This is a genomic window from Anaerobutyricum soehngenii (genome assembly GCF_009697165.1).
Lineage (GTDB): Bacteria > Bacillota > Clostridia > Lachnospirales > Lachnospiraceae > Anaerobutyricum > Anaerobutyricum soehngenii.
The window spans coordinates 113,792-140,772 of record NZ_VULP01000003.1 but is presented as its reverse complement, the minus strand read 5'-3'; the positions used below and the strand labels follow the sequence as shown (position 1 = coordinate 140,772).

Sequence of the window (26,981 nt, the reverse complement as noted above, 5' to 3'; positions counted from 1 at the left end):
TTTGCCAATGCACTACCCTTGCCATCTCATATCCTACCCCTGCCAACACACATCATCTTCAGCCAAGATCCCCATCCAGCCCTTCTTTCTTGGATGTGGGGAGCATTTCTCCATTCAATACATAGGATCATTTGCCAGTAGACGATTCTTGCCATCCCAAATTCTTCCCCATATGATAAACAAAAGATTTAATCAGGGAGAAAACAGGAAGCAGCTTGATTTTTCAATTTTTTCTTTTTATTTTGTAGATAGTAAATAAAAGAAAATAATTACGATTCTTCTCGCAAGAATATTTCTCTAATCCTGCCAAAGACTACAGCAGGAAACAAGAATATTTCCCATTTTCAAAAAATTACTGTGTAGTCAAGATAAAAAAATTATTTCAGTTTTTTTATATATATTATTATAACTTACTTGAAAAAAAAAGACCCATCGAAGTTAATCTCCTCAATCCTCAGCTCCAAGAAAATGACTTAAAAAAATAAAAACTTATCCTATATAAACCAGATAATTCTCTGCAACTTTTTTAAAATACTTTATCAAAAATACCAATATAAAAATGAAATATTATTTTCATTCCTTTTCTCCATAACGTTATTAAAGAAATATTTAAATAAACGTATAAACAGGGAGGGAAATAATCTTGAATATAAACGAATATCATAATAACCCAGTATCTATGGATAATCAGGTTCAATGCCAAAAAGAAGACGCTGGTCTGTACATTGTAATAATGGATATTATTACAAATTATATAAAAAAAATCCAGATATTATTGATCAACAAAAACAAAACATTTTATGGGTGTATCGTATCTGTCACTATGCATTAAATGAGAATCATGATCTTGCAAAAGAAAAAATAGAATCTTTAAACAAAATGTTTACATATCCATTATCGACGGATTTACTTATTCAAACAGAGTCTGCCGAACAAAAAAATGACAAATATAAAAAAAAGGTTGGTCATCACTTAAGAAAAATCACCGGTCTAACCTGGGAACAATTATCAAAATATCACATTCGAAGAGATTTCACGGCAGAAGAGCGAAAAGAATATGATAAAAATAGATATAAAGGCAAATTAAAAGAAAACAACAGTAAACCAAAATCTGAGCAGATTAACGAACAAGCTAAAGTAGTTCAAGAATTAGTAAAAGAAGGAAAAACAGAACGTGAGATTATGGAGATCTTTGGTTTTTCTCGTTCAAAAGTAAAAAGCCTGAAAAAAAAATCAATACAAGACAAGGATAACAAAGACAATGTTAACTTTGACGCCGCATTGCAGTTACTCCGCGAAGGCCATAACATCCGCATTAACGGCGGGGCTGGCACCGGAAAGACAACATTACTGCGCTTATTCGTAGATAATTTAACTGATGAAGAAAAGAAAGGCACGATCATAGTTGCCCCAAGCAACCGGGCAGCATCAAATGTAGGAGGTATAACCATCCATAAAGCATTTAATCTCGAGCCCAAAAATTACAGCCCAAATTCTCCATATCAATATATGGAAAATTTTCCCAATATATCAAAAGTAATAATTGATGAGTGTTCGATGTTACGATTTGATCTCTTTCATCAAGTTGCAAGAATAATAAGAGAAATCGAAAATAGAGAAAATAAAAAAATCCAGATAATACTATGCGGTGATAATGCACAATTGCCTCCAGTAATGCCAAAAGACGATTTAAAATCTCTTTGCAAAGCGTGGAAAATGAATAAATCCCAAATAGGAAAAGGTCAAATAGAAAAATCACCGTTATATAATTCATTCCAATTCAGCGAAATAGAATTAACCAGTATTATACGGCAGGACAATATAGCTGACGCCTTAAATTGCAATCGAGTAAGATACAAAGACCCATCTATTATTAAATTATTGAATACAAAAGTTAACCCAGAAAAAAGATATGATCAAAATGCACTTCATCTATGTTCTTACCGAAGCGAAGCTAAAAATGTAAATGAAACAATAATACAACAACATGATTATGTACATTTTGTCGAGGAGAGTACAATGGATGATAGTTATTCATTAGAGGTTTATGTTGGCATGCCTGTATACTTCATGCTATCAACATCCAAATATTCGAAAGGAGATCTAGGTAAAATCACTAAAATCAATAAAAAAACAATAAAAGTAGACGTAATAGGCGGAAATGAAGTTCTAGTAAAAAAACAAATAATTGATCTTGATAACGGTATGAAAATCCGACAATTTCCTCTGGAACCGGCGCATGCTATAACAATCCATAAAGCGCAAGGCATGACGATTAATCAGGATATAGTCATCCATCCGCCTATGTTCGATGACGCTATGCTTTACACAGCAATTACAAGAGCTACAAATTTATCTAATGTCTATTTTACTCAGCTTCTAACCAAAAAAGATTTAGGAATATGATTATTGTATTTTTTCTACGAAGAAGCACGTTAAACCAATCTTTCAACATATAAGGCATTACCATTCTAAAAAGTATGGCATTCAGGGGACACACTATGTGATATACTTTTATTGTCCATTTGGACCGCCTCCTTTGATTTTGAATTTGGCTTGAGACACCATTCTCATCCTATCATAGGAGCTTCCTGTATAATAAAAAACGTGGATGTTGAAAATTGAAAATACCTCAGAGTACAATAAGACTACTGACTTGGCGGTTGGTAAAAATCTTATTGAACAGAGAGGTATCTACAATGAAGTCTAACACACAAAACGCAAAAATTGAAGCAATAACTGAAACAACTTTGGTGCTCGGAATCGATGTCGGAAGTGAAACGCATTATGCCAGAGCTTTTGATTTCAGGGGAATGGAGTATTCAAAGAAACCTTTTAAATTTAGTAATAACGAGGCTGGATTCATGACATTTAAGGCATGGATCTTGAACATCAAAGAAAAGCATGGCAAGGATAAGGTGGTTCCGGGGATGGAACCTACTGGGCACTACTGGTTCAATCTCGGAAAGTTCCTTCAGGATAATGAGATGAAGCCGGTTCTGGTAAATCCACATCATGTGAAGAAATCAAAAGAACTCGATGACAACAATCCAACAAAGAATGATCGTAAGGATCCGAAGGTCATTGCAGGCTTAGTCCGAGAGGGACGATATATGATCCCATACCTACCAGACGGTGTTTATGCTGATCTTAGAACAGCTTCGAACATGAGATTTCAGTTACAGGCGGAACTTACAAGAATTCAGAACAGGATCAGTCGTTGGTTCAATATATATTTTCCTGAATACAAGACGGTTTACGGGCAACCGGATGCCAAAAGCGGAATGATGATTCTTAAAATAGCACCACTTCCGGAAGATATCCTGACGTTGGGTATCGATGGAGTGAACCAAATCTGGCGAAATGCAAAGTTAAGAGCAGTAGGAAAAGCGAGGGCAAAGACCCTGATTGAAGCTGCTGAGCACAGTGTCGGAAGTAAAGAAGGTGCATTGTCCGCAAGAATGGAGATTCGGATGCTTTTGGAGGATTATGAATCCAGAAATGCTCGTCTTCAGGAAGTTATGGCTCTTATCGAAGAACTGGTAAAGCAGATCCCAATGGCTGAAAAGCTTTTGGAAATCAAGGGTGTAGGAATCAAGACTGTGTCTGGATTCCTTGCAGAAGTTGGAGATATCAGTCGCTTTGACAACCCAAAAGAACTGCAGAAGCTTGCAGGTTTGGCACTGGTTGAAAACAGTTCAGGCAAGCACAAGGGCAAGACAACAATAAGCAGACGAGGTCGGAAGAGACTTCGATATCTGCTCTTCGAGGTTGCAATGTCACTTGTGGCGAAGAATCCGGAGTTCAGAGAACTTCATGTGTATTACACGACCAGAAAACGAAACCCTTTAAAGAAGATGCAGTCACTCATGGCTGTTGCAACAAAACTGATCCGAGTCTTTTATGCAATGCTGACGAAAGGTGTGGACTATGATCCTAAGAAGATGATCAGCGATATCAAGAGACCAGCAGTATATCTGCAGGCAGCATAGATCAAACAGGTAACAATGTAGGAGGCAGTCATCTGGACTGTCATTGAACAAAGCAGAATGTAACAGGTAACGTCCACTAATCGAAGTGCTGGTACAGGAAGCGAGTCAGTAGTAATCAATAATACAAAGAATGAGCCTGTAGTCGGCAGTCATAAAGTCCATGAGGCAGGACCTCGTATAGGAGCATAGCTGACACCCTGGTTATGGGCAGGCAGGACGAAGGAAGTTAGGACCTCTGGAGACAGAGATGATCCTGGTGGATATAGGAGGTTAGCTGCCATAGAGGGACGGGTATACACACGGCCAGTATAGATAAAACGATGACGTTTTATTTCGTGTACCCTTCATCTGAATATTCCGGGCGTGATTTCACACTCAAACCGGACTTTGGTTCCAATCATTCCGGGATAACGTTCCAGTGATTCCGGCAATGTTCCAATCCTTTATAATAAGATTATGCATCGTTTTTCGATGTAAATCTATTATAAGGAGGTCAGCTATTATGACCAAATATCGTGAGATCCTTCGGCTTGCAAGCCTGGGGATTAATCAAACTGGCATTGCCAACAGTTGTGGATGTGCCAGAAAAACGGTACGTAATGTATTAAACCGTGCAAAGGAACTGGACATCACATGGCCATTAAAAGCCGATACCACAGATGCCGATCTGGAAAAAATCCTTTTTCCGGATAAATATATTCCATCTGTGGAGCGCAGATATCCTGATTACGATTATATCGATAAGGAAATGATGCGCAATGGAGTCACTTTAAAACTACTCTGGAATGAATACTGTGAAGAATGCAGGCAGATAAACCAATTGCCTCTGATGTATTCACAGTTCTGTTTTCATTATCAGAAGTATCGCGAAAAAAACCGTGCCACCATGCATATCCCAAGAAAACCAGGGGAACAGATCGAGGTTGACTGGGCTGGCAAAACGGCAAAAGTGGTCGATCCTTTTACCGGAGATGTCATTCCCTGCTATTTATTTGTAGGTGTCCTGAATTACAGCATGTATGCATATGTGGAAGCTTTCTTTTCCATGGATATGGAAAGCTGGATCTCTGCTCATGTCCATATGTATCAATACTTTGGCGGAAGCACGAGGATGCTCATTCCAGATAACCTACGTACCGGGGTTGACCATAGTGACTGGTACAACCCAAAGATCAATAAAACTTACCATGAGATGGCAGAACATTATAATACTGCTGTTATCCCAGCGCGTGTCCGAACTCCCAAGGACAAAGCATCCGTAGAAGGAACAGTCGGTGTGATCTCCACATGGATCACTGCGGCGATCCGGAATGAAAAATTTTTTTCATTAGCTGAATTAAACAAAGAAATCCATCATCGCCTGGAAGATTTTAACCATGCACCTTTTCAAAAAAGAGAAGGCAGCCGATACAGTGTTTTTCTCGAGGATGAAAAACCTTTCCTTACCCCACTGCCGTCTGCCCCATATGAATTGTCCCAGTGGAAACAGGCCACTGTACAGTTTAATTATCATATATCTGTGGACAAGATGCAATACTCAGTTCCTTACGAATATATCCGTCAGAAGGTAGACGTCCGTCTGACCCGGTCTGTTGTGGAAGTCTTTTACCACAATCAGAGGATCTGTTCCCATAAGCGTCTTTACGGACGACCGGGACAATACAGTACAATGGAGATCCATATGCCACCTGACCATCAGAAGTATCTGAAATGGAATGGGGAAAGATTTATTTCATGGGCCGAAAAGATCGGTACCAGTACCTGTATCACCGTAAGATCAATCCTCTCTTCTTACAAAGTGGAACAGCAGGGATATAAAGCCTGCATGGGACTATTGAAACTGGCAGACAAATATTCGGTGGAACGTCTGGAAGCAGCCTGTAAGAAAGCACTTTCCTATACTCCACATCCCAGTTATAAGAGCGTGAAGAACATTCTTGCAACCGGACATGATAAACTTGCGGACAGTGAACCAGCAAACGAAATGCCACCAGAAGAACCGAATCCTTATGGCTATACCAGAGGAGCAGAATACTACGGAGGTAAGGAATGATGACCAACGAAACTACTATCAACAAACTGATTGAGATGAGACTCACCACTCTGGCAGATACATACCGCCTCCAGCTGGCCGACAGTTCCATGCAGGAATTATCATTTGAAGATCGGTTTGGGCTGCTGGTGGACATGGAATATACGGCCCGTAAAGCTAAGAAACGGGAACGCCTTATCAAAAAAGCATCCTTCGACCAGCCACAGGCAAATATCCATGATATCAACTACACATCCGGAAGAAAACTGAATAAAAGTCTCATTGAACGGCTGTCCACCTGCGGATATATCCAGGACAAACATAATATCATCATTACCGGAGCAACCGGTTCGGGAAAGTCTTATCTGAGCTGTGCTCTTGGGATGGAAGCATGTAAACATTATTTTTCTACGAAATATATCCGTCTTCCTGAACTTCTTTCGGAACTGGCAGTTGCCAGAGGAGAAGGAAAATTTAAAGAAGTAATCAGACAGTACCAGAAATATACGCTGCTTATTCTGGATGAATGGCTGCTCATCAAACTTACTGAGACAGAAGCGAGGGATCTCCTGGAGATTATCCATGCACGCCACCACAGATCTTCAACCATCTTTTGCTCTCAGTATGCACCAATGGGCTGGTACAATAAATTTCCAGAAGGCCAGATAGCAGATGCTATTCTTGACCGGATCGTTCATGACTCTTATCTGATAGAGATCCAATATATAGATAAAGAACATGACAGATCAATGAGAGAAATATATGGAATTAAGGAAAGTAATTAACGGTTCCGATGCCGGAACCATTGGAACATTTGCCCGGATTGGTTGGCACCAACCGCCGGTTCGGGCGGTTCCCGCCATCGGAATATTCATTCATCCGCTATTTTAGTATCTGATACATCGAATTGCTCATAACATAGGCTTGTTCACTGAGATAATAAAGGGTGAAAAGCTTGTATTTTCAATGGAAAACACTTGATTATATGAGGAGGCCTTTTATTATGGCAAACAGAAAGAAAAAAGTTTACAAACCGAAACCAATGACAGAAGGAAAAAGAAACATCATCCAGGGGCTGCTCCAGGAGTATGATATCGAAACTGCGGAAGATATCCAGGATGCCCTGAAAGATCTTCTTTCCGGTACTATCCAGGAAATGCTGGAAGCCGAGATGAACGACCATCTTGGATATGAAAAATATGAACGTTCTGAAGAACCGAATTACCGTAATGGCACAAAATCTAAACGAGTGCGGAGCAAATACGGCGAGTTCGAAGTGGATGTCCCGCAGGACCGGGAAAGCACTTTTGAGCCAAAGATCGTCCCGAAACGGAAAAAAGATATTTCCGCTATCGATGATAAGATCATTGCCATGTATGCAAAAGGAATGACGACCCGCCAGATTTCCGATACTATTGAGGATATTTATGGATTCGAAGTCAGTGAAGGTATGATTTCTGATATCACGGACGGGCTGCTGCCCCGGATTGAGGAATGGCAGAACCGTCCGCTGGCAGCTGTCTATCCGATTGTATTCATTGATGCCGTACATTTTTCCGTCCGGGATGATGGTGTGATCCGAAAACTTGCGGCATATGTTGTCCTCGGCATCAACGAGGAAGGAAAAAAAGAGGTACTTACCATCGTGATCGGTGAAAACGAAAGCAGTAAATACTGGCTGAGTGTCCTGAACAGCCTGAAAAACCGCGGAGTCCGTGATATCCTGATCCTCTGCTCGGATGGGCTGACAGGGATAAAAGAGGCAATCACTGCGGCATTTCCAATGACAGAACAGCAGCGCTGTATTGTCCATATGGTCAGGAACACACTGAAATATGTGGCAAACAAAGACATGAAAGCTTTTGCAAAAGAGCTGAAAACGATATATACCGCTCCGGATGAAAAAGCTGCATTGAGTCAATTGGATATGGTTTCTGAAAAATGGGAGACACACTACCCAGGGGTCTTAAACCGGTGGAGAGAAAACTGGGATGCCATATCACCGATCTTTAAATTCTCCAAAGAGACAAGGACCGCTTTTTATACGACCAATGCAATCGAATCCCTGAATTCATCTTACCGAAGACTGAATAAACAAAGGAGCGTATTTCCAAGCTCCCAGGCTCTCTTAAAAGCCTTGTATCTTTCTACGTTTGAAGTAGCAAAAAAATGGACGATGCCAATAAGAAACTGGGGAAAAGTAAGGGCAGAATTAGTGATCATGTATCCGGAAAGGATGTCTGAATAACAAAAATCCGGCTGCCATATCAAGAGTAAATGTACGGCTCCATAAATGGAGCCGCTCTTGACATGCCATCGGATTCTTGTTATATATAAATCAAGGGAGTAAATGGTAAAAAATACCATTTACTCCCAGGCAATTATCATAGAAGACCAATTTACAGAGAAAATTTCACACCGCCTTTTGTAGATCAGGCGAATCGTGTTGGTTTCATTATTTGACTTTCACTTTTTTTACATTTGAATAAGCTGAGTAGTATTTCTTTCCGCTTACTGTCTTGTAGGCTTTGAGTTTGAAATAATATTTCTTATTCTTTTTGAGTTTTTTCTTTGTATAAGTAATCTTATTCCATTTTTTGATAGTTGTGATTTTTTTGTAACCAGATGATTTCTTTGTAGACATGTAAATCACATAACCGGTTGCTTTTTTATTTTTATTCCAGGTAAGAGTCGCAGTGCGGGTTTTCTTGGATTTTACAGTTTTAAGTGTTGGAGCTTTTGGTGTATATTTCAGAATCTTCTGCGCTTCTGCTGCTTTTGCGGCTGCCTTTGCTGCTGCTTTCTCTGCTTTTAACTGAACTACTGTCTCATCAGACGGAAGTTTGTTGTATGCATTCTGAATCTTTGCTGTCATCTGGCTCTGATTGGATTTATCATCTTTAATTACGTAAGCATCCATATTTTTTGCAAGGGCCAATGCTTCATTATAAGCTGTCTGATATCCTTTTTCCACACAAATTGCCTTGTTGGCATTGAAGATTGCCATACGCTTGATGAGAGTATCCATGTTTGGAAGCACCAGATATTTATCATATTCACAACCCAGGTCTCCACCCCAACCATAAAGTGTAAAGCAAAGACGAACTACATCACCATTTTTCAGGGTGTAGCCATCTGCCGATACTGATGGACTTTCGTTATTTACAAAATACATCCATCCGGATTGTGAGCTGTAATCATACTGAAATAAATCTTTTCCAGACTTGGAGGATAGGTTACTTCCCCATTTGCTCTGGATACAGGATGGAACCTTTACGGTGCCGGAATCTGCATTTTTGATTCCTGCCAGATACCAGACTTCATCATAGAGAGAATACTGATATCCATTGGCTTTTAATACTTTTTCCAGGACAGAGGATGCTTTTTCCCCTTCTGCAATTTCAACTTCCGTTGGCTCTACGAGATACCCCTGTCCAAGAGTAAATTTTTCTACTGTAACATATACTTTTCCTCCGGTTGCCGCTTTTGCATTAATGCCAAGGAAGAGACACAGGAATAATGCAAGAGTCGGCAGCAAGAGATATTGACGCAAAACTTTATTAAAATTTGTCATATTATCCTCCTTTTCAAAATACGTTTTCCATCTTTTCAATGTAAATGATTATCGCCTGATCAATTTCTTTTAAGAAAAATTATTTAATTTTTAGAATTTTACTGTAAGAACCGTACACAGTCTTTCCGCTCTTCTTCACGTATGCGCGAATCTTCACGTACTTCATCTTTTTGGTGTATTTGATCTTCTTTGTGATTAAAGACGCTTTCTTGACTACAAACATCTTTTTGGATTTACGGAATTTCTTATCTTTCGCAACAATAATCTGATATCCAGATGCACCTTTTACTTTCTTCCATTTGAGAACCAGTTTCTTGCCGGTTTTCTTTACCTTAAAGCCAGTGATTTTCTTTGGTTTCTTAATGCTTACCGTAGTCGTTGTCTTTTTGGCAGTAGTACTATTTGACGCCTGAGTAGCTGTCTGCTTCTGAGTCGTAAAAGTCTGCGGGGTACTCGGGGTCTGTGGTGTGCTTGGTGCTGGAGTGACAGTTTGCTGAGCATCTGCACGAATAAAGGAAACCGTATAATCTTTTGTATACTTTTCATCAGCTGATGTAATGCGAACCCGGATAACCGTATTTTTCTTACTATCAACAGGATCAATAGTATATTTATAGGTATTTTCCATATCAACTGTGTCGAATAATAATTCCTGGCCTGCTTTTAATCCCGTATTTGAGTCCTCTTTTTTCAGATTTTCAACTGCATAAACCGCAACTCTTGCACCAGAATTTAAAGATCGAATCCATAAAATCGTATTATCTGCCGGAGTTTTCCGAAGATCAACACTATACTCCGTTCTTTCATCTGTAATAGGCTGAAGTAGATTCTTCCCTGCCAGTTCAAGGGCTCCCTTTGCTCCGAAATAAAGAAGTCCAAGTGATGTATCTGAGGCTGTTACCTTTTTAATATTAAATGTGTAAGAAACTGTTATCGCTTTTTGAGTTAAAGTTAGCACAACCTTCGTTGTATCTGAAGTTAAAGATACACTTCCGTTTGTCCCTTTATCCACACCGTTTACTGTATATTTACAGGTTACGTCAGAACCAGCACTGATTTTAAAATCAAGTCTGTCAACATTATCCCCTGCCGTGAGCTGATAAGTTTTTGTGGCAGGTTCAAAATTATCTTTCCAGTTTACGCTTCCTTTATCCGGTATTACAGTTAACCCATTAATCAGTTTCGGGGCGATTGCCATCACATAGTTACTGTCATTCTTATAATAAATAGTTCCGTTCGTATCAAGCGCAAGGGAACTGATAGAGAATTGTTGCTGAGAATCAGCAGGTGTAAACAGAACCTGTCCTGTACCTGATGTCTGACCGGCTTTATCTGTAAAATAGTAGAGACCACCCGGATACACATTGCAGGTATAATACAGATAAAGAGTTCCATCTATATCTTCTTCTGCCGTAGATAAAACTGGTGTTCCGGTCGGATCTCCAGCAACATCTACCGTATAACTTTTAGTAAGTGATGATCCATCAATCACAGCATAGTGTGCTTTTACATTACCTTTACTTCCTACACCAACATAAATTCTATTATTATGAACAATCGTGGTTGTTCTAATTGGTCCGCCGAGATCTATATATTGAACCCCCGAATTATAAACATGATAATCAGATGTCAACGGAATCTTATATAATCGTCCTGTCATAGTAGCCAGATATAAATATCCGTTATCGTAAGTTACGGTATTGCGGATATTTCCAGACAAATTAGACATCGAATCAATAAGTTCTCCCGTCAATGGATTTACGATATAAAGTGTCGAGTCCGCTGCAGTACCCTTATCACTTTGACTGTTCTCGGAAGCAAATGCCATATAATTATCATCGATATAAGCTCCATCCCAGTAAAAACCATATTGATATTCATTCTGCCACACAAGATCACTTGCATTCTGGTTTCCATTATTCTCTGCAGCTACACAGAAATAGTAACCTTTCGTTCCTATTCCCTGCCATGTTCCGGTATAAAGGTATCCTTTTCCATCAAATTCATGATAGGTCAGAGGAGAATACACATCTCCTGGCACACCGGCACTGGACCATAGTTTCTTTAATGTGGTCGCATGCACGGCTTCGATTCTCACCATGCCATTTGCGTTGGTCATAACATAAAGCGTCCCCTTCGCATACACCATTGGATGAAGTCCAAACCCTACACTACCAACCAAATCATCGGATACTTTAACCTGTTTTCCTGTTGTTTTGTCAAGACAATACACTTTATTTCCACTGGCAGTATATAGATAATCACCAATAATTAAAGGAGGAGTTTTTGCCATTGAAACATTAAGGTTATTTTCCCAGATGGACAGTGCATTTGCCTGTGATGTTGGTCCCGGATGATTGGTTACACCATTATTTTTGGCATTATTCTGATATCTTGTCCAGATTTCTGTTGTTGTATCTTCTGCATGTACCTTTGCAGCAGGAAATAAAACAACACATGCCATAATTAATCCAAAAAATATTTTTCTTATTTTTTTCTTGTTCATTCTTCCCTCCTGAGAAGCACAGAAAGACCTGTCCGGTTAGATACACCGGACAAGCCCCAGTGCTGCGACAGAACATAATCTGTTACTGTCACATGAATTGAGAATTACGAATTACTATAAGAATCCGTCAAATCTAAGTTACACAACAGCATATCCTGTACCAAAGATTATTTTACTTTAACTTTTTTTGCTGCTGAGACCGGACCTTTTACCTTGCCTTTATAAGGACGAATCTTGTAGAAATAAGTCTTCTTTGATTTCACTTTCTTATCTGTGAAAGTGGTCTTCTTCCAACTCTTGATTACTTTAATCTGTTTATATTTACCATTTTTCTTGGTTGCACGATAAATGATATATCCAGAAGCTTTGGAAGATTTCTTCCAGGTAAGTTTTACTTTTTTCTTTCCAGCTTTCACTTTCAGAGCTACTTTGCTCAGTTTCACAGTAGAAGTAGTCTGTTTTGTTGCGGAAGTAGCAGTTGTTGCTGATGCTGCCTTTTTAGCTGCTGCTTCTTTTAATGTAGTCAGTGTTGTCTGAGCTGTTTCTAATGTTTTAAGGCTTTCTGCACTCACTTTTTTCTTCGCATTATCACTCAAACTAACGTAAGCTGCTTTTGCAGCATTGATATTAGCTTCTTTATCTAAGGTAATGGTACCAAGGGCGGCTATCAAGTTTTCTACTTTTGCAGCATCTGCAATCTCCTGTTTTTCTTCATCAGAAAGAAGGAATTCGATTTCAAATGATACTGGATCATCATATCCTGCTACCGTTACTTCAAATTCTGCCTTTCCAGCTTTTGAAGGAATAATCTCTTTATCATCATTTACAATAGCAACATCCGGTGTTTTACTCTCAATATTATAATTATTAAAAGATGAATCATCGGTATCAATTGTAACCATATAACCTTTATCTGTCTCATCCGCCGAAGTAACAGGGGTCACAACGGCATTATAATTCAAGTTTTCATCTCTTGTCAGTGTCACTTGTTCAGGACAATTAACAGTAACATCATTAATGTGACGAGGAAGTATATTAAGAACAAAGGTAACAGTTATTTCGTTTCCGCCCTTTGTAAATGTAACCGTACAATCTACTGTGCCGGTCTCAAGCGTCGCCGCTATCGGAATAGCAGCCGGGCTTACTCCCTGATTTAAAAACTTACCTTTAACATAAGTATTATCAATAACTTCAAAAGGTTGTCTGCCATATCCTTCATAATATAATTCCTGTTTTGCCTGCCATGTAACAGATGTATCAGGATCATTACCAGTTACACTGAACATACCGCCTTTATCAAAAAGACTCAGATTGATTTCAAACTTACCTGTTTTTTCATCCTCTCTTCTGGAAAAATCCCTTCTTTCATCAGTGTTTGTTGTAAAAGAAATCATATTAATATAAGATTCATTCAGATTATCCTGAGATGTAGCAACTTTATCCAGTTCAGCTTTTGCTTCTGCAACAATATCGTCCAATTGAGATATTATCTTATCAACCTCATCATCTGTTACCTCATTTGCTTCTACTGAATCTAAAATTGTATTAATTTTTTTTAAATATGTATTTTTAATTTGCTCAATTTCAAGCACCTGATCTGAATCATAATCGCTTGTATTTACATAATTTTTGATTTCATTCTCGGCATCATCAATTGCATTCAACAAACGAGTGGCGGCTGGATATTTTTCTAACGAAATTTCCTCTACCTTTATTTCCGGACTGTTAACCTCCAACGTTTTCCCATATGGAACACCCGCACGATCTAAAGTTGTGGAATCTTTATATCCTCTTGCTTTAGCATAATATCTATAATAAGTGCCATACTCACTATCATATGCATATGGCACATTATAAGTTCCATCCGCATTCTGAGTTACTTTTACTTCTGGATAAGTCTGAGTTTCGGAATTACGATAATATTCAGTAAAAATTACCGTTGCATCGTTTATCACATTTCCAGTCTCCTTATCTTTTACTATTACAGTTACTTTACAAATACTATCCTCCGCCGCATTTACAACTATCTTATCTATAAGCCCTGCAAATGTCATCACTATTGCACAGGTAAATACTATAGTCAGCAGATTACGTAGACTCCTTCGTTTCTTTTTTTCCATCATTCTTCTCCTCCTTTTTATGATGTGAATTTGTTTTTTATGTTATATGCCCAAAATCCAGACCAATTCAGACACATATCATCATTTTTATCGGGAAAGATTTATTCCCCTGAATATCCCTCGTCACCGGTTGTTTCATCCAGGATGTAGGTTTTTCCTGTTTTCGGATCCCGGTAGACTGTTCCGACTTCTTCCATACTTAATCCGTCGGATTCTTCTACTGTTGCTTTGCCTCCGCCATCATTTTTATATTCAATGACGGCCTGATCAAGTCTGGAAACATCCACATTCAGACTCATGACCAGGGCAACCATAAGACCGCAGGCAAATACCAGCATGACATCGAAAAGATTCGTCAGATTCTCCATTGGATTCTCATTATCGTCTTCCGCATCAAAAGAGCGGGAAAGTCGTTTTCTATTCTTTAACATTCTTTTCCTCCTTTTCACTCCGGCTGAGTATCTGATTTCATTTTTGCCAGAATCACTTCCATCAGGGATTCCAGTGCCTGAGAATATCTGCGATACCATTGTTTCCGAATCTGAGTAATGACAAGAGCGATAGCCGCTATGACAACACCAGCAGAAGTCGTATCAAAGGCAATCAACAGAGACTGGGATAACATTTCTGTATTGCCCTGTCCCAGAGCCATCAGACCAGGTCCCAGTGGAACGAGGGTTCCGAGAAGACCAAACATTGGTCCCAGTTTGGAAATCATCTGCGGCCATCTCAGATATTTCTGATAATGTTCCTCCTCCTCAAATAACAGCTGTGCCGCATAGGTTTCTCTGGTATTTTCTTCCATTTTCTTCTCATCAATCAGTTGATGTAATACTTTTTTCTGCCTTGGCAGTAATTTGTTGCCAGCAATCAAATTTGATATATTCTCAATCTCTGCTTTGTTAATGGCTTCAATCAACTGAGGGATGTCAGCTTTTAATTTGCGATGTTCAATGAAGAACTCATAAACAAAGGTTCCTGTCACGATTACGGTTGCCACCATCAATACGAGCAAAACGATGACTACCGGTGTCTGAAAGTTTGAAATTATTACTCGTAAAATACTGTTTACATTTTCTGAAATCATATTTTTCTCCCCGTTGTTTCACAAATTGAGTCAACTATATAAGTCATTTTTGTTATCTTCCTCATTCAGGTGCTGACGGCGACGGCGCATAAATCCATAGATAAATGCAAGCAGAACACAGACTGTCACTGCAAATTTCATCTCCGGGCTGATATTCTCCACTACCTTTATCACTTCTTTTGGTATATCCTGAATATCAATCTCGTAGAACTTCTTACCGATTCCCATAGCTCCTGCTTTTTTACTGGATGAAGGACTGCTATTGTTATTACTTGTCGAAGCAGCCTGAACAACTGCCGGAGAGTTAGTTCTTCTTCTTGCTCTCGCATTTTCCAGAGCATTGGCAGCATCTTCTGTTCCTGACTGGGTTCCATCTCCTGCCATGGAGGAATCATTACCCGTTCCATTCTCACCGGTTCCAGTGCCATCTCCTCCTCCGAATGCATCAGTACCATCTCCACCGGAAGTCTCGACATTGCCGGAATCGCCGGACTGACCTGCCGTTCCTCCTCCGCCATCCTGGGTACCATTTCCATCTCCGTCGCCTTTGGCATCGGTTCCGCCATTGCCTCCAGATCCGTCATCCTCATCGGTATCTCCCCGTTCCAGACGGCGCAACTCTAACTCTGCCGCCACCAGTTTGGCATAAATATCATCATCCACAAGACCTTTCTGGGTACTGGTCAATGCCTGGAATTCTGCCCTGGCATATCTAATCTCTGTTTTTTTCTCCAATGTAACTTTTCCAATGTTCAAAATCAGCTTTTCTACACGCTCTGCGGCTGCCTTATCTTTATCCGGATCCGAGGAAACCACCACCTTAAACTTCACCGGTTTACAGTTTTCCGTATCATCCCACGGAATTCCCGTGACGGTGACCGTCCCCTCTCCCAATATAGTAATTGTATGGGTAAACCAGTTCGGAATGGTAACACTGGTTTTATCATAATGTACGGAATCAGTTACCTTGACCACTCCAGACGTACTGTAAGACCAGTCAAATCTCTGTTCCGAGGCTCCTTTGGAGCTATCTTTCTGACCATTGGTGATAATATTCAGATTAATAGTCTTATCACTTGGTTTAGCATAATATATTTTTTCTTCCACTTCTGCCGTTTTCAGTGGTTTCTCATACTGAAACAATATGGTTACTGTCGTATTGGCTTTCGGATTATCCACACAATATACTTCAAACTTTGCCGTTCCTGCTTTCTTCGGCACAATTCCCGCACTATGAAGAGTTCCCTGGAAGGTTGCAACATCCGGGGTCAGTTCCTTCCATATTACACCCGGATTCGATGCATTTTCCGGTGTCACAACAACGCGATATTGACCTTCTCCCTTTCCCTGCATGATGCCGACATACTGATTGAGTGCTCCATTCCAGTCACCTACAGTAGCTTTCGACGGACACTCTACTCGAACACTGGTTGGATGTACGATTGTTGCCTTAATATATAACGTGACACAGACCGAACGATCCGCATCCAGAGAGTAGGTGACACTTCCGCTGCTTCCCCAGGTCCGAAATACTCCCGTAGCAGGCATGATACTCGTCGATGAACCTGCTTCATAATGTAAGGAATAAGCCGGAATTGAGATCCAGCGGGTGGTACCTTTTAATCTTCCTTCAATAACAGCCTGTTTCTTCTCACTTCCCATTACATTAATCGTTTTGCCAGAAACATCCTTTCCGTCTACATAAGCACGAAGCTTGTCTATTCTCGCATCTATGATCTTTACAGTAAACTTAATCGAACGTCCAAGATCACTCAAAGTTACTGTGGCATCATACTTACCGATAAACTTTCCGGCATATTGTCCGTAGGTACCAATAATCACATTAAAAGCAATACTCTCAGGATGATCCTGATCCTGATATTCATATACACATCTCCACTTAGCATCCCACTCATTATTCTGGTATAACGAACCATCCGGATGAGTGATATAAAAATTACCATCCTCAATATTAGTAAGTGTTACAACACCATATTGATCTACATAATTTTTTTCTCCATCGCTATTCAGAAAATAAATCCTGCTTCGATACTCTTCATCTTCATACTGTATCTTTGTTTTCAAAGCATCTATAACTTTCTTTGCCCTATTCAAATATGAATTAACATCAGCTACAGTAGTGGCATTCTCAATATAATTTTTATATTTTTTAATTGTTTCCTGTATCTTTTCTTGTTCTGTCTGACGGTAATCCGACAATTTTTTATAATTTTCTAGTTCATTTATTGCTTTTTCTTTTGCATTTCTCAACGTTGTTGCCGCAGAAGTCATCGAAATCTCTATCGTAAATGATGAATTCACTTTATTGACATCAAAATATTTCTCACCTCCACTTTGGAAGCAGAACTTTTCTCCTGTATATGAAGTATATCCTGTTGCAGAAATATCAAATTGGTAATATATCCAATTGCTTCCACTTTTGATATCCAAAAGATATGTGCCTGATTCTTCTGCTTCCTTTGTATAGGTACTATATGCATCTAATGACCAGCGCATGGTCACATTAGAGTTTAATATTTTTTCCCCTGTTTCACTATCTACTGCCTTAATATTTACCCGGTACTGACTCAAAATCTTCTCCAATACCGGCTGAATAGTCAGTATTCCATCTTTCACAGAATCCAGACTAAAATAAGCGCTTTCCTGAATCAAAGTAAAGACCTCACTCGAATAAGAATGATAATCTGTCACCTTAATGCTGAATTGATAATAATAGGCTTTCCCTTCGGCATTTTTCACAGGCATCTCATAGGTACCATTTTGAGGGATTTTCTTCCAACTATTCTGATTCGTTGGATCCGTTGTTTTTTCTAAGTAGATGTTACTATAAGTTACGGGAATTGAATTACCGTTCTCATCCACTGGCTTAATATCGCCCTGATATTTTACTGGTATCTGAGTCATCTTAGCCGTAATTGTAATATTGTTATCTTCCAAAGAACTGATATTAAAATATCTTGTGTCATCTTCCGTTAAAGAAAATACCGCACTGTTATATTCGTAATAACCTTCCGTAGTAACTTTGAATCTATAAGAGCAAGTAATATCATTCTCTTTCACTGACAATGAATGCTTGCCATCTGTTGGATTAACTGGCGTCCAATTGCTTTGATCCGTTGATTTTTCTACCGTAATTGTCGTTCCCGAAATAAACTTATCATTTACATCTACCGGCTGAATCTGCACCTGATAGGTAGTATTTGCTTCATCAGCAGGCTCTGCATCTTTTAGTTCATCGGTCAACACCGATTTACTTTTGGCAAAAGCGACCACTCCATCCTCTTTGGTCGTTTCTGTCGTTGCCTCTGTTTGTTCCGTAGTTGCAACAGTGCTGGTTTCGTCCTTTTTTTCTTCTGAAGAAGAGGCATCCTTCTTCTCTTCTGATGTCGTTTCCGCAGTGTCTTTCTTTGCCTCGGCCTCGTCATCTTTTTTTTCGCTCTTTTCTTTTTCAACGTCCTCGTCGTCTTTTTGCTCGCCGCTTTCTTTTTCAGAGTCTTTGTCGTCTTTTTGTTCTTCCTCTTTTGCATCTTTTTGGTCTGCTTTGTCTTTATCCGCAGTACTTTTCTCGTCTTTGTCTGATGAAGAGTCCTGACCGGCAGTTTCCGTCTTATCCTTTGTGGTTTTACTCGCTTTCTCTGAATTTTTTGTCTTCGCTTCTATCGTATCTTCTTTGGTCTCTGTTTTCGATGAGGTGTCTTCCTGCGCTACTTCCGCCTGCGCAGTTGTAGTCCCGTTCGCCTGAACCATAGACCCCGGACAGGATATCTGGCTCAAAACAAGCATAATAATCAATAACCACACCCCAACTTGTTTTCTTTTTTTCATGTTCTTCTCCCTCATTTTTATTTGTGAAACACATCCATTATATTTTTACGAATTAATCGTTTTTGTGATGTTTATGAAATAAAAGTATAGAACTTTTTTGTTCTTCCGATTAGAAGACAGATTGCTCTCTCTTTTTTGATTGGTGAAATTATAACATAAAAAAAAACCCTTCCATCAACTGCAAAGGGGTTCGAAATCATAGATTTTAGTAATAATCTATATTTTTATAATGTTTTTTATTCATTTTTGACAAATACATTGCAAAATTTTACAATCCTACGTGCATAATATTGTTTATTTCACTCATTTTTCGACAACAGATTTTCACCTCTAATGGAAATTATTTTGTTGTCTTTCATTTGGTAAATTTTATCTTTATCGTTGTTTTTTCCCTTTTTCTGTTATATAATATTTCCATTAGAAGGGATTTGAAAGGCCTGGTCGTTAAAGAATCTTCCGATACCATATATGCTCTGCTTGGTATTGAGAACCAGTCCGAGATTCATTATGCCATGCCAGTAAGGAATTTATTGTACGATACTTTAAATTACGCTTCACAAGTCAGCAAAAAGTCAGCAGAATATCGTAAGGCAAGAAAAGAACAACGCGAAAAAGGAAATGATCGAAACTTTAAAGAGACTAAGGCTGAATTTTTATCCGGATTTCACAAAAAAGACAGGCTAAAACCAGTATTCACGCTCACTGTATATTTTGGTACAGATGACTGGGATGCACCGAGGAGCTTACGGGAAATGTTTGATATCAAGGAACATTCTTTACTGGAATTATTACCTGATTATCCGCTTCTCCTTATACTCCCAAAAGAAATTTCTGATTTTGACCTATTTCACAGTGAATTTGGTCATCTGATGCATATAATAGGAGTATCCGATGATCGTTACGAAATGAAACAATTCATTGAAGGCCTGCGAGACAATCATTTTTCACTAAGTCATACCGCAGCTGAAATACTAAATGAATTTATCGGCTTTTCAATTCAAACAGAAGAACAGGAGGAAGAAGTTGATATGGGTAAAGTATGTAAAGCATTATTAGACGAAAGACAGTTAGGAATTCAAGAAGAGCGCAAAATTATCGTAACACAGTTGCATAAAGAGGGATTTTCTGTTGATTTTATTGCCAGAATTGTTCAGATTCCAGAGAATGAGGTAGCGAATATCCTTTCTTATTCCGATGTGAAAGCTAACGATTGATATGTGAAAAGGCTTCGTCTCTCTGATAGCGCACCTTCACCGACAAAAGAAAGTGGAAATCGCTCTATTACATGTTGTTCTGACATTACATGTAATAGAACAGCTTCCGCTTTGTTATTCTGTAAACTACGCTTCATCTTTCCATTAGCTATAAAGCGGAACATAGAAGTGCAGTTTTCGGTCGTAGTATCGAACAAAGGTGAGTTTGTTCAGGTTCACACGAACCCGGTTTTCTTTGATCCATCCGTAGAATACCAGCCTGGTAAGCATGCGATAAGCGTCTGCCAGATTGGCTTCATCGCTTGTATCCAGTGTTTCAAACACAGCATATTTGCCTCCATCTACGGTATATGGACGAACATGATCCGGCAGATTCTCAAAGTCCTGAACGACAGGCCCCAGAATGTAGTCATACCCTTTTCCGCTGCTGGCATTGCACCAGAGTGCCATCTTATTTTCTTTGCCTGGTTCTTTACAGGCATAAACGGTATTTTTAAGGGGCTCCGTGTTATGTTTCATCCAGTAGCCCGCCAGTCCCGGGATATCTATGTCATCTTTTCTCTCTTCTTCCGTCTCGTAGGATCGAAGGGCTACACCGATCATTTTCGTTTCATTTTCTTCGCAAATGATCACTTTGATCTGTTCCTTATGTCTGGAATAGTATTGCTCCAGATTGACAACGTCAAAATCAACCTGGCTATATTCCTCCGGATCAACATTAAATTCTTTCCGAAACATTTCGCAGAAGGTATCCGGTGAGCGAAAATGATATTTTTCCGCAATTTTCTGAATCTCCCGTTTATTTTTGGCGTTTCGTATCTCACTGGCAGTTAGGTATAAGCGCCGACGGCGAATATAGTCTGTCGGTGAAGTTCCATAATAACTTTTAAAGATTTCACGGAAATGCGTTTCCGAATAATGAACCGCCATGGCGATATCCTGTATGGTGAGGTCTTCGGTAATGTGGCGATCAATGTAATCGATCCATCTGTCGATACCATGTGTATCCTTTTCCTCCATTGTTTCCTGCTTTAACATTCCTCTCACCAGTGGAAGAAACAGATAGGTATAGTTTTTATCAAAAGCTTCATAAGTAAATGCCATGCGGTCGGGTTCTTTCCAGTTCATGATCTCCCACTCCATCATGGCATATTGAACCATTCTCCTCTGAGTTTTCAGAACATCTTGATGATCATTTCCCCGTTCCACAGAAAAAACAGCATAGTCTCCACCAGGAATCCCTATGGAAATCATTCCATCTGTCATTTCCTGCCCTTCGTACACGGTCGGTCCCATCAGATAATAGAGTTCTCCTTTCGAATCATGCCACCAGAGTCCCACCTGCATTTTGGAATCATCCAGATCAATCCGGTCGTCCGGTCTTTCAAAGGGATAGGCGCATTCCCGCAGCAAATCAGTCTTTCTCCCGTGTCTGGCCGGTACGGGATAGCCGGCCATCTGAATCTTATCCATTCGGATATATTGCAGCTTTAACTTGTGACCGTTGATCGTCTTTCGCAACGGCATATCCGGTGCACTGATATCGGCATGCTGAAATTCTCTGGGGGTCATCCCAATTTCTCTTTTAAATGCTTTGGAAAATGATCGCACTTCTGAATACTCATATTCACGGGCAATTTCTTTTGCACTTTTTCTGCCCTCACTTAATTCATGGGCTGCCTGTCTCAAACGCAGCATCTGAATAAACCGCCCATAAGGAATCTCAAAATAATCGCTGAATTTCTTTGCAAAATATGCTTCATTATACTGGAAATAATCGGCCACCTAGGATATCGTAAGATCCTCATCCAGATGTTCCATTATGTATTGCAATACTCTCTCCATATCAACGATTTGTTTCAACTCTGCCATCATTCTCACCACATTTTCTCTTTCAACACCTATCATTATATATCAGATAGGAAATATCGTTCATCTGACTTGTAATATAATTACTATACCACAAATAAACTTGTATCACAAGAAATGTGTCTGAAAAAGCAGATTTTCAACTTTTTGGATGCATTGAATTATAATTGTATTACAAAATCTTCCTTGACAGACTTCTAATATCCTTTTAGTATTATTTATAAGAATACTCATTCACGATTTGGAAAATCATACAAAAAGGAGACTCTATATGAAGAAAAAGCTATTATTATTCACAAGCATTTGCTGCTTTTTCCTGTTCTTTGGAATCACAGCCCATGCAGAAGAAAACCTTTCCGCAACGCCTGATACCTGGATAAAAATATATGATGAAGATCTTTCTTTAATAAAAACAGTCGAAGGATCCTATGGAACAAGCGAAAGCAAACCTCAGGTACTGACCTATGAAGCAGAATTAGCAGTTGGCACCTATTACATCAAGCCAAGTGCCGGAACTAATTTCAATGCTTTTTACGGAAACTATATTTTATCCTGGGCTCCTGCCGACACCTCAAATACCAGTGGCAATACGAATACTTCAAGAAATAAAAAGAGAACTTTTCTCTTAACATCAGTCCCGTTTTGCTGATCTTAAGAAAAAGTTCTCTTTTTAAAATCTCAGGCATCAAAATCTACATGATATACCTTATCCCCATCATGGATATCCACATAATGAAGATCAAACTGGTTGTCCATAATCTCCATACATCCCTGATAAAATACTGTCTCATTCTTCTTAATGAGAAAAATGTAAGTTCCGTTTTCTTTTTCATCTGCTTCCCGGCTGACTTCATCATAGAATTCTTCGCCGTTTATTTCACCAGGATATCCTGAATTCTTTATTTTTTCTTCAATGATTCTGTATAATTCTTTCATGATGTTTCATTTACTCCTTTTCTTGTACATTTTTTTGGAATTGCTCAATCAGATTCTCCGGAATATGCAATCCCTCACGCAGGAAAGTATCCGTGTTTTCATATTGGGCATCAATCGCCTCGAATGCCATATTTAAATACTCTTCTTTGGCAAGGAAGATGTTCCGTACCACTTCTGCTTCTGTTTCCGCTTTGCCGGCTGCAAGCATCATCTGGTAGTATTTTTCAGATTTTGGCCCATTCACCTGATTTGTCAACAGGTAATCTTCCATAATCGTATTCCGGTTTGCTCCCAGAGCCAAAAGCAGAATTGCTGAAAGCAATCCACAACGATCTTTTCCTTCCGTACAATGCCATAAAACACTTCCTTTGGTAAAATCGTGTTCCATTACAGATCTTGCCGCCTTTCCTAAATGTTCAAGGCAGGACGGGTCGGTCACCATTCTGCTGTATAGCTGTCCCATTTTGGGAAACATTGAAAAAATCTGTTCATTCATTCCTTTCTTTTCGTGGGAGATTCCCGCAACACTTTCATCAAAAACCGGGATTGATTGGTACTCTACCGATTCCATGGTCACATCGGGTCTCTCTCTTCTTTCCGTTTCTGTCCGCAGATCAATGATCTTGGAAAGATGATATTTTTCCCGCAGGTCAATTATGTCCTCTTCCGTTGCGTCGGAAAGATTGGCGGAACGAAGTAGTAATCCCAGAGAAATGGTACATCCATTCATCGTTTGTAACCCGCCCAGATCCCTGGCATTGGCTATTTTTTCAAAATGAATATTTCGATCATTCCTGTTCATCTGAGCTAACTCCTCCACATCCAGTGCCCTGATATCAGCATCCATCAACATTTTTGCAAAAATCCCCTGACCGGTGATTTTTGAACCGGAAAATGTACCATCATAAATTTCCTTTACGCCACAACTGGGGCTGCGGGATTGCAGGATGGCAAAATCAACATCATTCTCTTTGGCAATCTCAAAAGCCCTGGCTGCCCCTCTGCGGAATTCCTGATCGACACAGATTCCCTCTTTGTTAATAACTACACCATTCACAATTTCTGCCGGACACCTGGGGGTTGGCAGACCTCCCAACACTTCTGGACAAACCGGAATTACATCGTGTCCCCGCACAAAATTGCTGACAATTTTACTATAATTGTTGCCGCCGCTGTATTTGCAGTTTTCTCCCAGCAGGCAGGCACTGACCAGAATCTTCATACGTTCCCCCTTACTAATCCCTTTTACTTATATCAACCTTTTGTATGCTCGCTAAAATATTCTTTTATATCAACCTTTTGTATGCTTGCTAAAATATTCTTTCAAGATTACAAGACTCTCTCCCCGCAGAACACCTTCGGTTATTCTCGGTTTCCAGAAAGAGTTTTCAAATACTATTTTGGAGCAGTTACATCCTTCATTTCCAAGGATATTCTCCAAATCAATATTACTTGCACCGCAAACCAGTCGCCCTAATTTAACCCACACCATTGCACCACTGCACATAAAACACGGCTCACAACTGGAGTACATCGTATACTCACGCAAATCTGTGATTCCTGTTTTTTCACAGAACTCTCGAATCAGCCCTGCTTCACCGTGAAAAGTCGGATCATGTTTTGTGTAGATTTGATTTTCATTCGTGAATACAATTTCATTATCCTTGACCAATACCGCACCAAAAGGCTCATTACCGTGTTCCACCGCCAACCTGGACAGCTCAATGGCTTTTTTCATAAACACTTCATCCTGCATTATTTCCTCCTATAAATGGTATTTTCTTACTCATATGTGTCCACCTTTCTGATTTTGATTATATCACAACAGCAAAGACTGGAAAACTCGTGTCCACATCTTGGGGTCCATTATAATATAATTCTAATACGGATAGAATTGCCAATAATGAAATTTCATCCGTATATTTCTCGACTTTTGTACAACCGGAACCTGCAATTTCCAATTTTAATCCGTATGTCCTCTTTATACAAACGAAATACCAATCCGATTATTCACCAAATTTTACTTTTCAGCCCTTCAAACAACAAATTACATCCTCTTTTTATCATTTTCCCAGAAAATCACTCTGAATCTCCATCGGCATGTGATAGGCCTGTCCCAGAATCTACTGCGCCTGTTTCGCCCCTCTGGATCCGTATTGTTCCGTGACTTCTGTAATAAAGGATTCCTCTTCTGTCATGAGATAAGAAACATCACATCCCAGAGCATCCGCAAGTTTCTGATAAAGATCATGCTGCTTTGGGTAACGTCCTTCTTTCTCCCATCCGCCTACTGTTCTTAGAGATACACCGACTGCCTGAGCCAGCTGGGTCTGACTCATATCTTTTGTCTTTCTCAATGTTTTTACTTTCTCACCGAATGTCATAACAATACCTCATTTCTAAAGCGATTTCAGGATGATTGAATCCAGGACGGAGAAAAAGCTTGCCGGATATGGGATCCATACCATGGGAGATATTGCTTATACGTCTGTTATTTCTGAGGACTGGCTCTATAAGATGTTTGGCATCAATGCGGAACTGCTGATTGATCATGCGGGGAGCGAATCTGCTTGACTGCTCTACATACAGAGAATGAAACAATCAGATTTGTAACAAAAAAGGACTGTATTAGAAAAATTATGGATTATCAAGATATCATTACATTTATTATGGAAATAATGGGAACCGTGGCATTCGCAGCATCAGGTGCCATGGTGGGAATGGAGAAAAAGATGGACATATTCGGAGTATGCATCCTGGGAGTTGTGACCGCAGTAGGCGGTGGAATGATCCTGGACATTGTGCTGGGAATCATTCCGCCCAGTGTATTCCAGAATTCCACCTATGCGCTTACTGCCGTGGTCACATCCTGTATTGTTTTCCTGGTGCTTTATTACAAGAAAGGGCTTCTGGAAGGGAGCAGAAGAGTCACATACGACAGGATCATGCTTGTGATGGACTCTATCGGACTTGGAATCTTTACGGTAGTCGGTGTGAATAGGATGATACGAATGAAATGTTCAATGTCGAAATCCAGTCCGTACATTTCACGTCATTTGTACGGACGAAATCTGTAATTCTCAATTCCAAGCCGATTTTTTTCACTTTATGTACAGCTTAAATCAACAACTCTCAAGTTTAATTCGTATTTTTCTCGTTTTTTGTACGAATCGATTCACAATTTTTCTCTTTTAATCCGTATGGCAACCATTTTTTTACGAACTGATTCTCAATTTCCTGTTTTGGATCCGTACATCCTAGAGTGCGGTTCCTTTCTTTGGAATAAATAACTGACTCATATCTGCATGTTCCAGCTCAAGAAGTGCAATTTTTTTGTCAATTCCTCCTGCATAGCCTGTCAGATTGCCGTTTGAACCTACAACGCGATGACAAGGAATGATAATCGAAATTTCGTTATGTCCCACTGCACCGCCAACTGCCTGGGCAGACATACGGGAAATGTTTTTCTGTTCGCACATTCTATGCGCAATTTCTCCATATGTAATCGTCTGTCCGTAGGGAATCTGTAATAAAATCTGCCACACAGCCTGTCTGAATGCGGATCCGGTCGGATGGAGAGGTGGCGTAAAATCCGGTTCTACGCCAGAGAAATACACAGCCAGCCATTTTTTTGTTTTTGTGAGAATCTCCGTTTCCTGTGAAATATGCTCATCCGGAAGTGTATTTGCAAAATATTTCTTTCCTTCAAACCACAAACCGGTAAGTCCTGTTTCATCCGCAGCTAAAAGCATATTCCCAATCGGCGATTTATATTTGCAAGTATGTACCATGTTTATACCTCGAA

Annotated in this window: 20 protein-coding genes and 2 pseudogenes; 9 read left to right on the top strand and 13 right to left on the bottom strand. The window is 39.6% G+C overall.

The window, feature by feature from the left end; translation table 11 throughout:
- Window positions 1-696 precede the first annotated feature (696 nt).
- From FYJ25_RS02925 to FYJ25_RS02905, 5 genes are all read left to right on the top strand, one after another.
- Entirely contained in the window at window positions 697-2,406 is a 1,710-nt protein-coding gene (locus FYJ25_RS02925; protein ID WP_154580507.1) for an ATP-dependent DNA helicase, read from the top strand.
- Between the two features lie 293 nt (window positions 2,407-2,699).
- Window positions 2,700-3,992, top strand: coding sequence for an IS110 family RNA-guided transposase (locus FYJ25_RS02920; protein ID WP_154580506.1), 1,293 nt, complete (start codon window positions 2,700-2,702; stop codon window positions 3,990-3,992).
- A 502-nt stretch (window positions 3,993-4,494) separates the two neighbouring features.
- A complete protein-coding gene (gene istA / locus FYJ25_RS02915; protein WP_154580505.1) occupies window positions 4,495-6,045 on the top strand; it encodes an IS21 family transposase in 1,551 nt (516 codons plus the stop codon).
- Entirely contained in the window at window positions 6,045-6,809 is a 765-nt protein-coding gene (gene istB, locus FYJ25_RS02910; protein WP_154580528.1) for an IS21-like element helper ATPase IstB, read from the top strand. The genes istA and istB overlap by 1 nt, the downstream gene beginning before the upstream one ends.
- 257 nt (window positions 6,810-7,066) lie before the next feature.
- Window positions 7,067-8,272, top strand: coding sequence for an IS256 family transposase (locus FYJ25_RS02905; RefSeq protein ID WP_205677375.1), 1,206 nt, complete (start codon window positions 7,067-7,069; stop codon window positions 8,270-8,272).
- Between the two features lie 207 nt (window positions 8,273-8,479).
- Here FYJ25_RS02905 and FYJ25_RS02900 read toward each other — a convergent pair whose 3' ends face one another.
- From FYJ25_RS02900 to FYJ25_RS02875, 6 genes are all read right to left on the bottom strand, one after another.
- A complete protein-coding gene (locus tag FYJ25_RS02900; protein ID WP_154580503.1) occupies window positions 8,480-9,598 on the bottom strand; it encodes a DUF4430 domain-containing protein in 1,119 nt (372 codons plus the stop codon).
- A 79-nt stretch (window positions 9,599-9,677) separates the two neighbouring features.
- Complete coding sequence (locus FYJ25_RS02895; protein ID WP_154580502.1) at window positions 9,678-12,104, bottom strand: outer membrane protein assembly factor BamB family protein; 2,427 nt, start codon at window positions 12,102-12,104, stop codon at window positions 9,678-9,680.
- A 167-nt stretch (window positions 12,105-12,271) separates the two neighbouring features.
- On the bottom strand, window positions 12,272-14,227 hold the full coding sequence (locus FYJ25_RS02890; RefSeq protein WP_154580501.1) for a hypothetical protein: 1,956 nt from the start codon (window positions 14,225-14,227) through the stop codon (window positions 12,272-12,274).
- Between the two features lie 98 nt (window positions 14,228-14,325).
- On the bottom strand, window positions 14,326-14,655 hold the full coding sequence (locus tag FYJ25_RS02885; RefSeq protein ID WP_167513764.1) for a DUF2149 domain-containing protein: 330 nt from the start codon (window positions 14,653-14,655) through the stop codon (window positions 14,326-14,328).
- A 14-nt stretch (window positions 14,656-14,669) separates the two neighbouring features.
- Complete coding sequence (locus FYJ25_RS02880) at window positions 14,670-15,311, bottom strand: MotA/TolQ/ExbB proton channel family protein (RefSeq protein ID WP_154580499.1); 642 nt, start codon at window positions 15,309-15,311, stop codon at window positions 14,670-14,672.
- 30 nt (window positions 15,312-15,341) lie between these two features.
- The gene (locus FYJ25_RS02875; RefSeq protein WP_154580498.1) at window positions 15,342-19,157 is read right to left on the bottom strand and encodes a hypothetical protein; all 3,816 of its coding nucleotides are present in this window, start codon (window positions 19,155-19,157) and stop codon (window positions 15,342-15,344) included.
- A 428-nt stretch (window positions 19,158-19,585) separates the two neighbouring features.
- On the opposite strand from FYJ25_RS02875, the gene FYJ25_RS02870 reads away from it, so the two are divergent.
- Window positions 19,586-20,371 (top strand): Rpn family recombination-promoting nuclease/putative transposase, encoded by a 786-nt coding sequence (locus FYJ25_RS02870; RefSeq protein ID WP_154580497.1) that lies wholly within the window; start codon window positions 19,586-19,588, stop codon window positions 20,369-20,371.
- A gap of 144 nt (window positions 20,372-20,515) precedes the next feature.
- Here the strand turns inward: FYJ25_RS02870 and FYJ25_RS14820 are convergent, their stop codons facing one another.
- Window positions 20,516-22,156: a helix-turn-helix domain-containing protein gene (locus tag FYJ25_RS14820; protein ID WP_154580496.1), complete on the bottom strand. Its 1,641-nt coding sequence runs from the start codon at window positions 22,154-22,156 to the stop codon at window positions 20,516-20,518.
- Between the two features lie 355 nt (window positions 22,157-22,511).
- Here FYJ25_RS14820 and FYJ25_RS02860 point away from each other — a divergent pair, with 355 nt between their 5' ends.
- Complete coding sequence (locus FYJ25_RS02860) at window positions 22,512-22,889, top strand: hypothetical protein (protein WP_154580495.1); 378 nt, start codon at window positions 22,512-22,514, stop codon at window positions 22,887-22,889.
- Between the two features lie 29 nt (window positions 22,890-22,918).
- On the opposite strand, the gene FYJ25_RS02855 is transcribed toward FYJ25_RS02860, so the two are convergent.
- The 5 genes and pseudogenes from FYJ25_RS02855 to FYJ25_RS02840 all read right to left on the bottom strand — a co-directional run bounded on the left by FYJ25_RS02855 (window position 22,919) and on the right by FYJ25_RS02840 (window position 25,560).
- Complete coding sequence (locus FYJ25_RS02855; protein WP_154580494.1) at window positions 22,919-23,176, bottom strand: hypothetical protein; 258 nt, start codon at window positions 23,174-23,176, stop codon at window positions 22,919-22,921.
- Window positions 23,177-23,186: 10 nt separating this feature from the next.
- Window positions 23,187-23,996 carry a tyrosine-protein phosphatase gene (locus tag FYJ25_RS14555; RefSeq protein WP_456298092.1) on the bottom strand — a complete coding sequence of 270 codons (810 nt, stop codon included), beginning with the start codon at window positions 23,994-23,996 and terminating at the stop codon, window positions 23,187-23,189.
- Window positions 23,985-24,398: pseudogene (locus tag FYJ25_RS15205) on the bottom strand (DUF523 domain-containing protein); the annotation flags it as partial. The gene FYJ25_RS14555 and the pseudogene FYJ25_RS15205, both read right to left, overlap by 12 nt.
- Before the next feature lie 69 nt (window positions 24,399-24,467).
- Window positions 24,468-24,932, bottom strand: coding sequence for a nucleoside deaminase (locus FYJ25_RS02845; protein WP_154580493.1), 465 nt, complete (start codon window positions 24,930-24,932; stop codon window positions 24,468-24,470).
- 367 nt (window positions 24,933-25,299) lie between these two features.
- On the bottom strand, window positions 25,300-25,560 hold the full coding sequence (locus tag FYJ25_RS02840; RefSeq protein ID WP_154580492.1) for a helix-turn-helix domain-containing protein: 261 nt from the start codon (window positions 25,558-25,560) through the stop codon (window positions 25,300-25,302).
- A gap of 19 nt (window positions 25,561-25,579) precedes the next feature.
- On the opposite strand from FYJ25_RS02840, the pseudogene FYJ25_RS02835 reads away from it, so the two are divergent.
- Together FYJ25_RS02835 and FYJ25_RS02830 are read left to right on the top strand one after the other, a co-directional pair.
- A pseudogene (locus tag FYJ25_RS02835) lies at window positions 25,580-25,732 on the top strand (DNA repair protein); the annotation flags it as partial.
- 83 nt (window positions 25,733-25,815) lie between these two features.
- Window positions 25,816-26,253 carry a trimeric intracellular cation channel family protein gene (locus tag FYJ25_RS02830; RefSeq protein WP_154580491.1) on the top strand — a complete coding sequence of 146 codons (438 nt, stop codon included), beginning with the start codon at window positions 25,816-25,818 and terminating at the stop codon, window positions 26,251-26,253.
- A 180-nt stretch (window positions 26,254-26,433) separates the two neighbouring features.
- On the opposite strand, the gene FYJ25_RS02825 is transcribed toward FYJ25_RS02830, so the two are convergent.
- Complete coding sequence (locus FYJ25_RS02825) at window positions 26,434-26,967, bottom strand: methylated-DNA--[protein]-cysteine S-methyltransferase (RefSeq protein WP_154580490.1); 534 nt, start codon at window positions 26,965-26,967, stop codon at window positions 26,434-26,436.
- Window positions 26,968-26,981 lie beyond the last annotated feature (14 nt).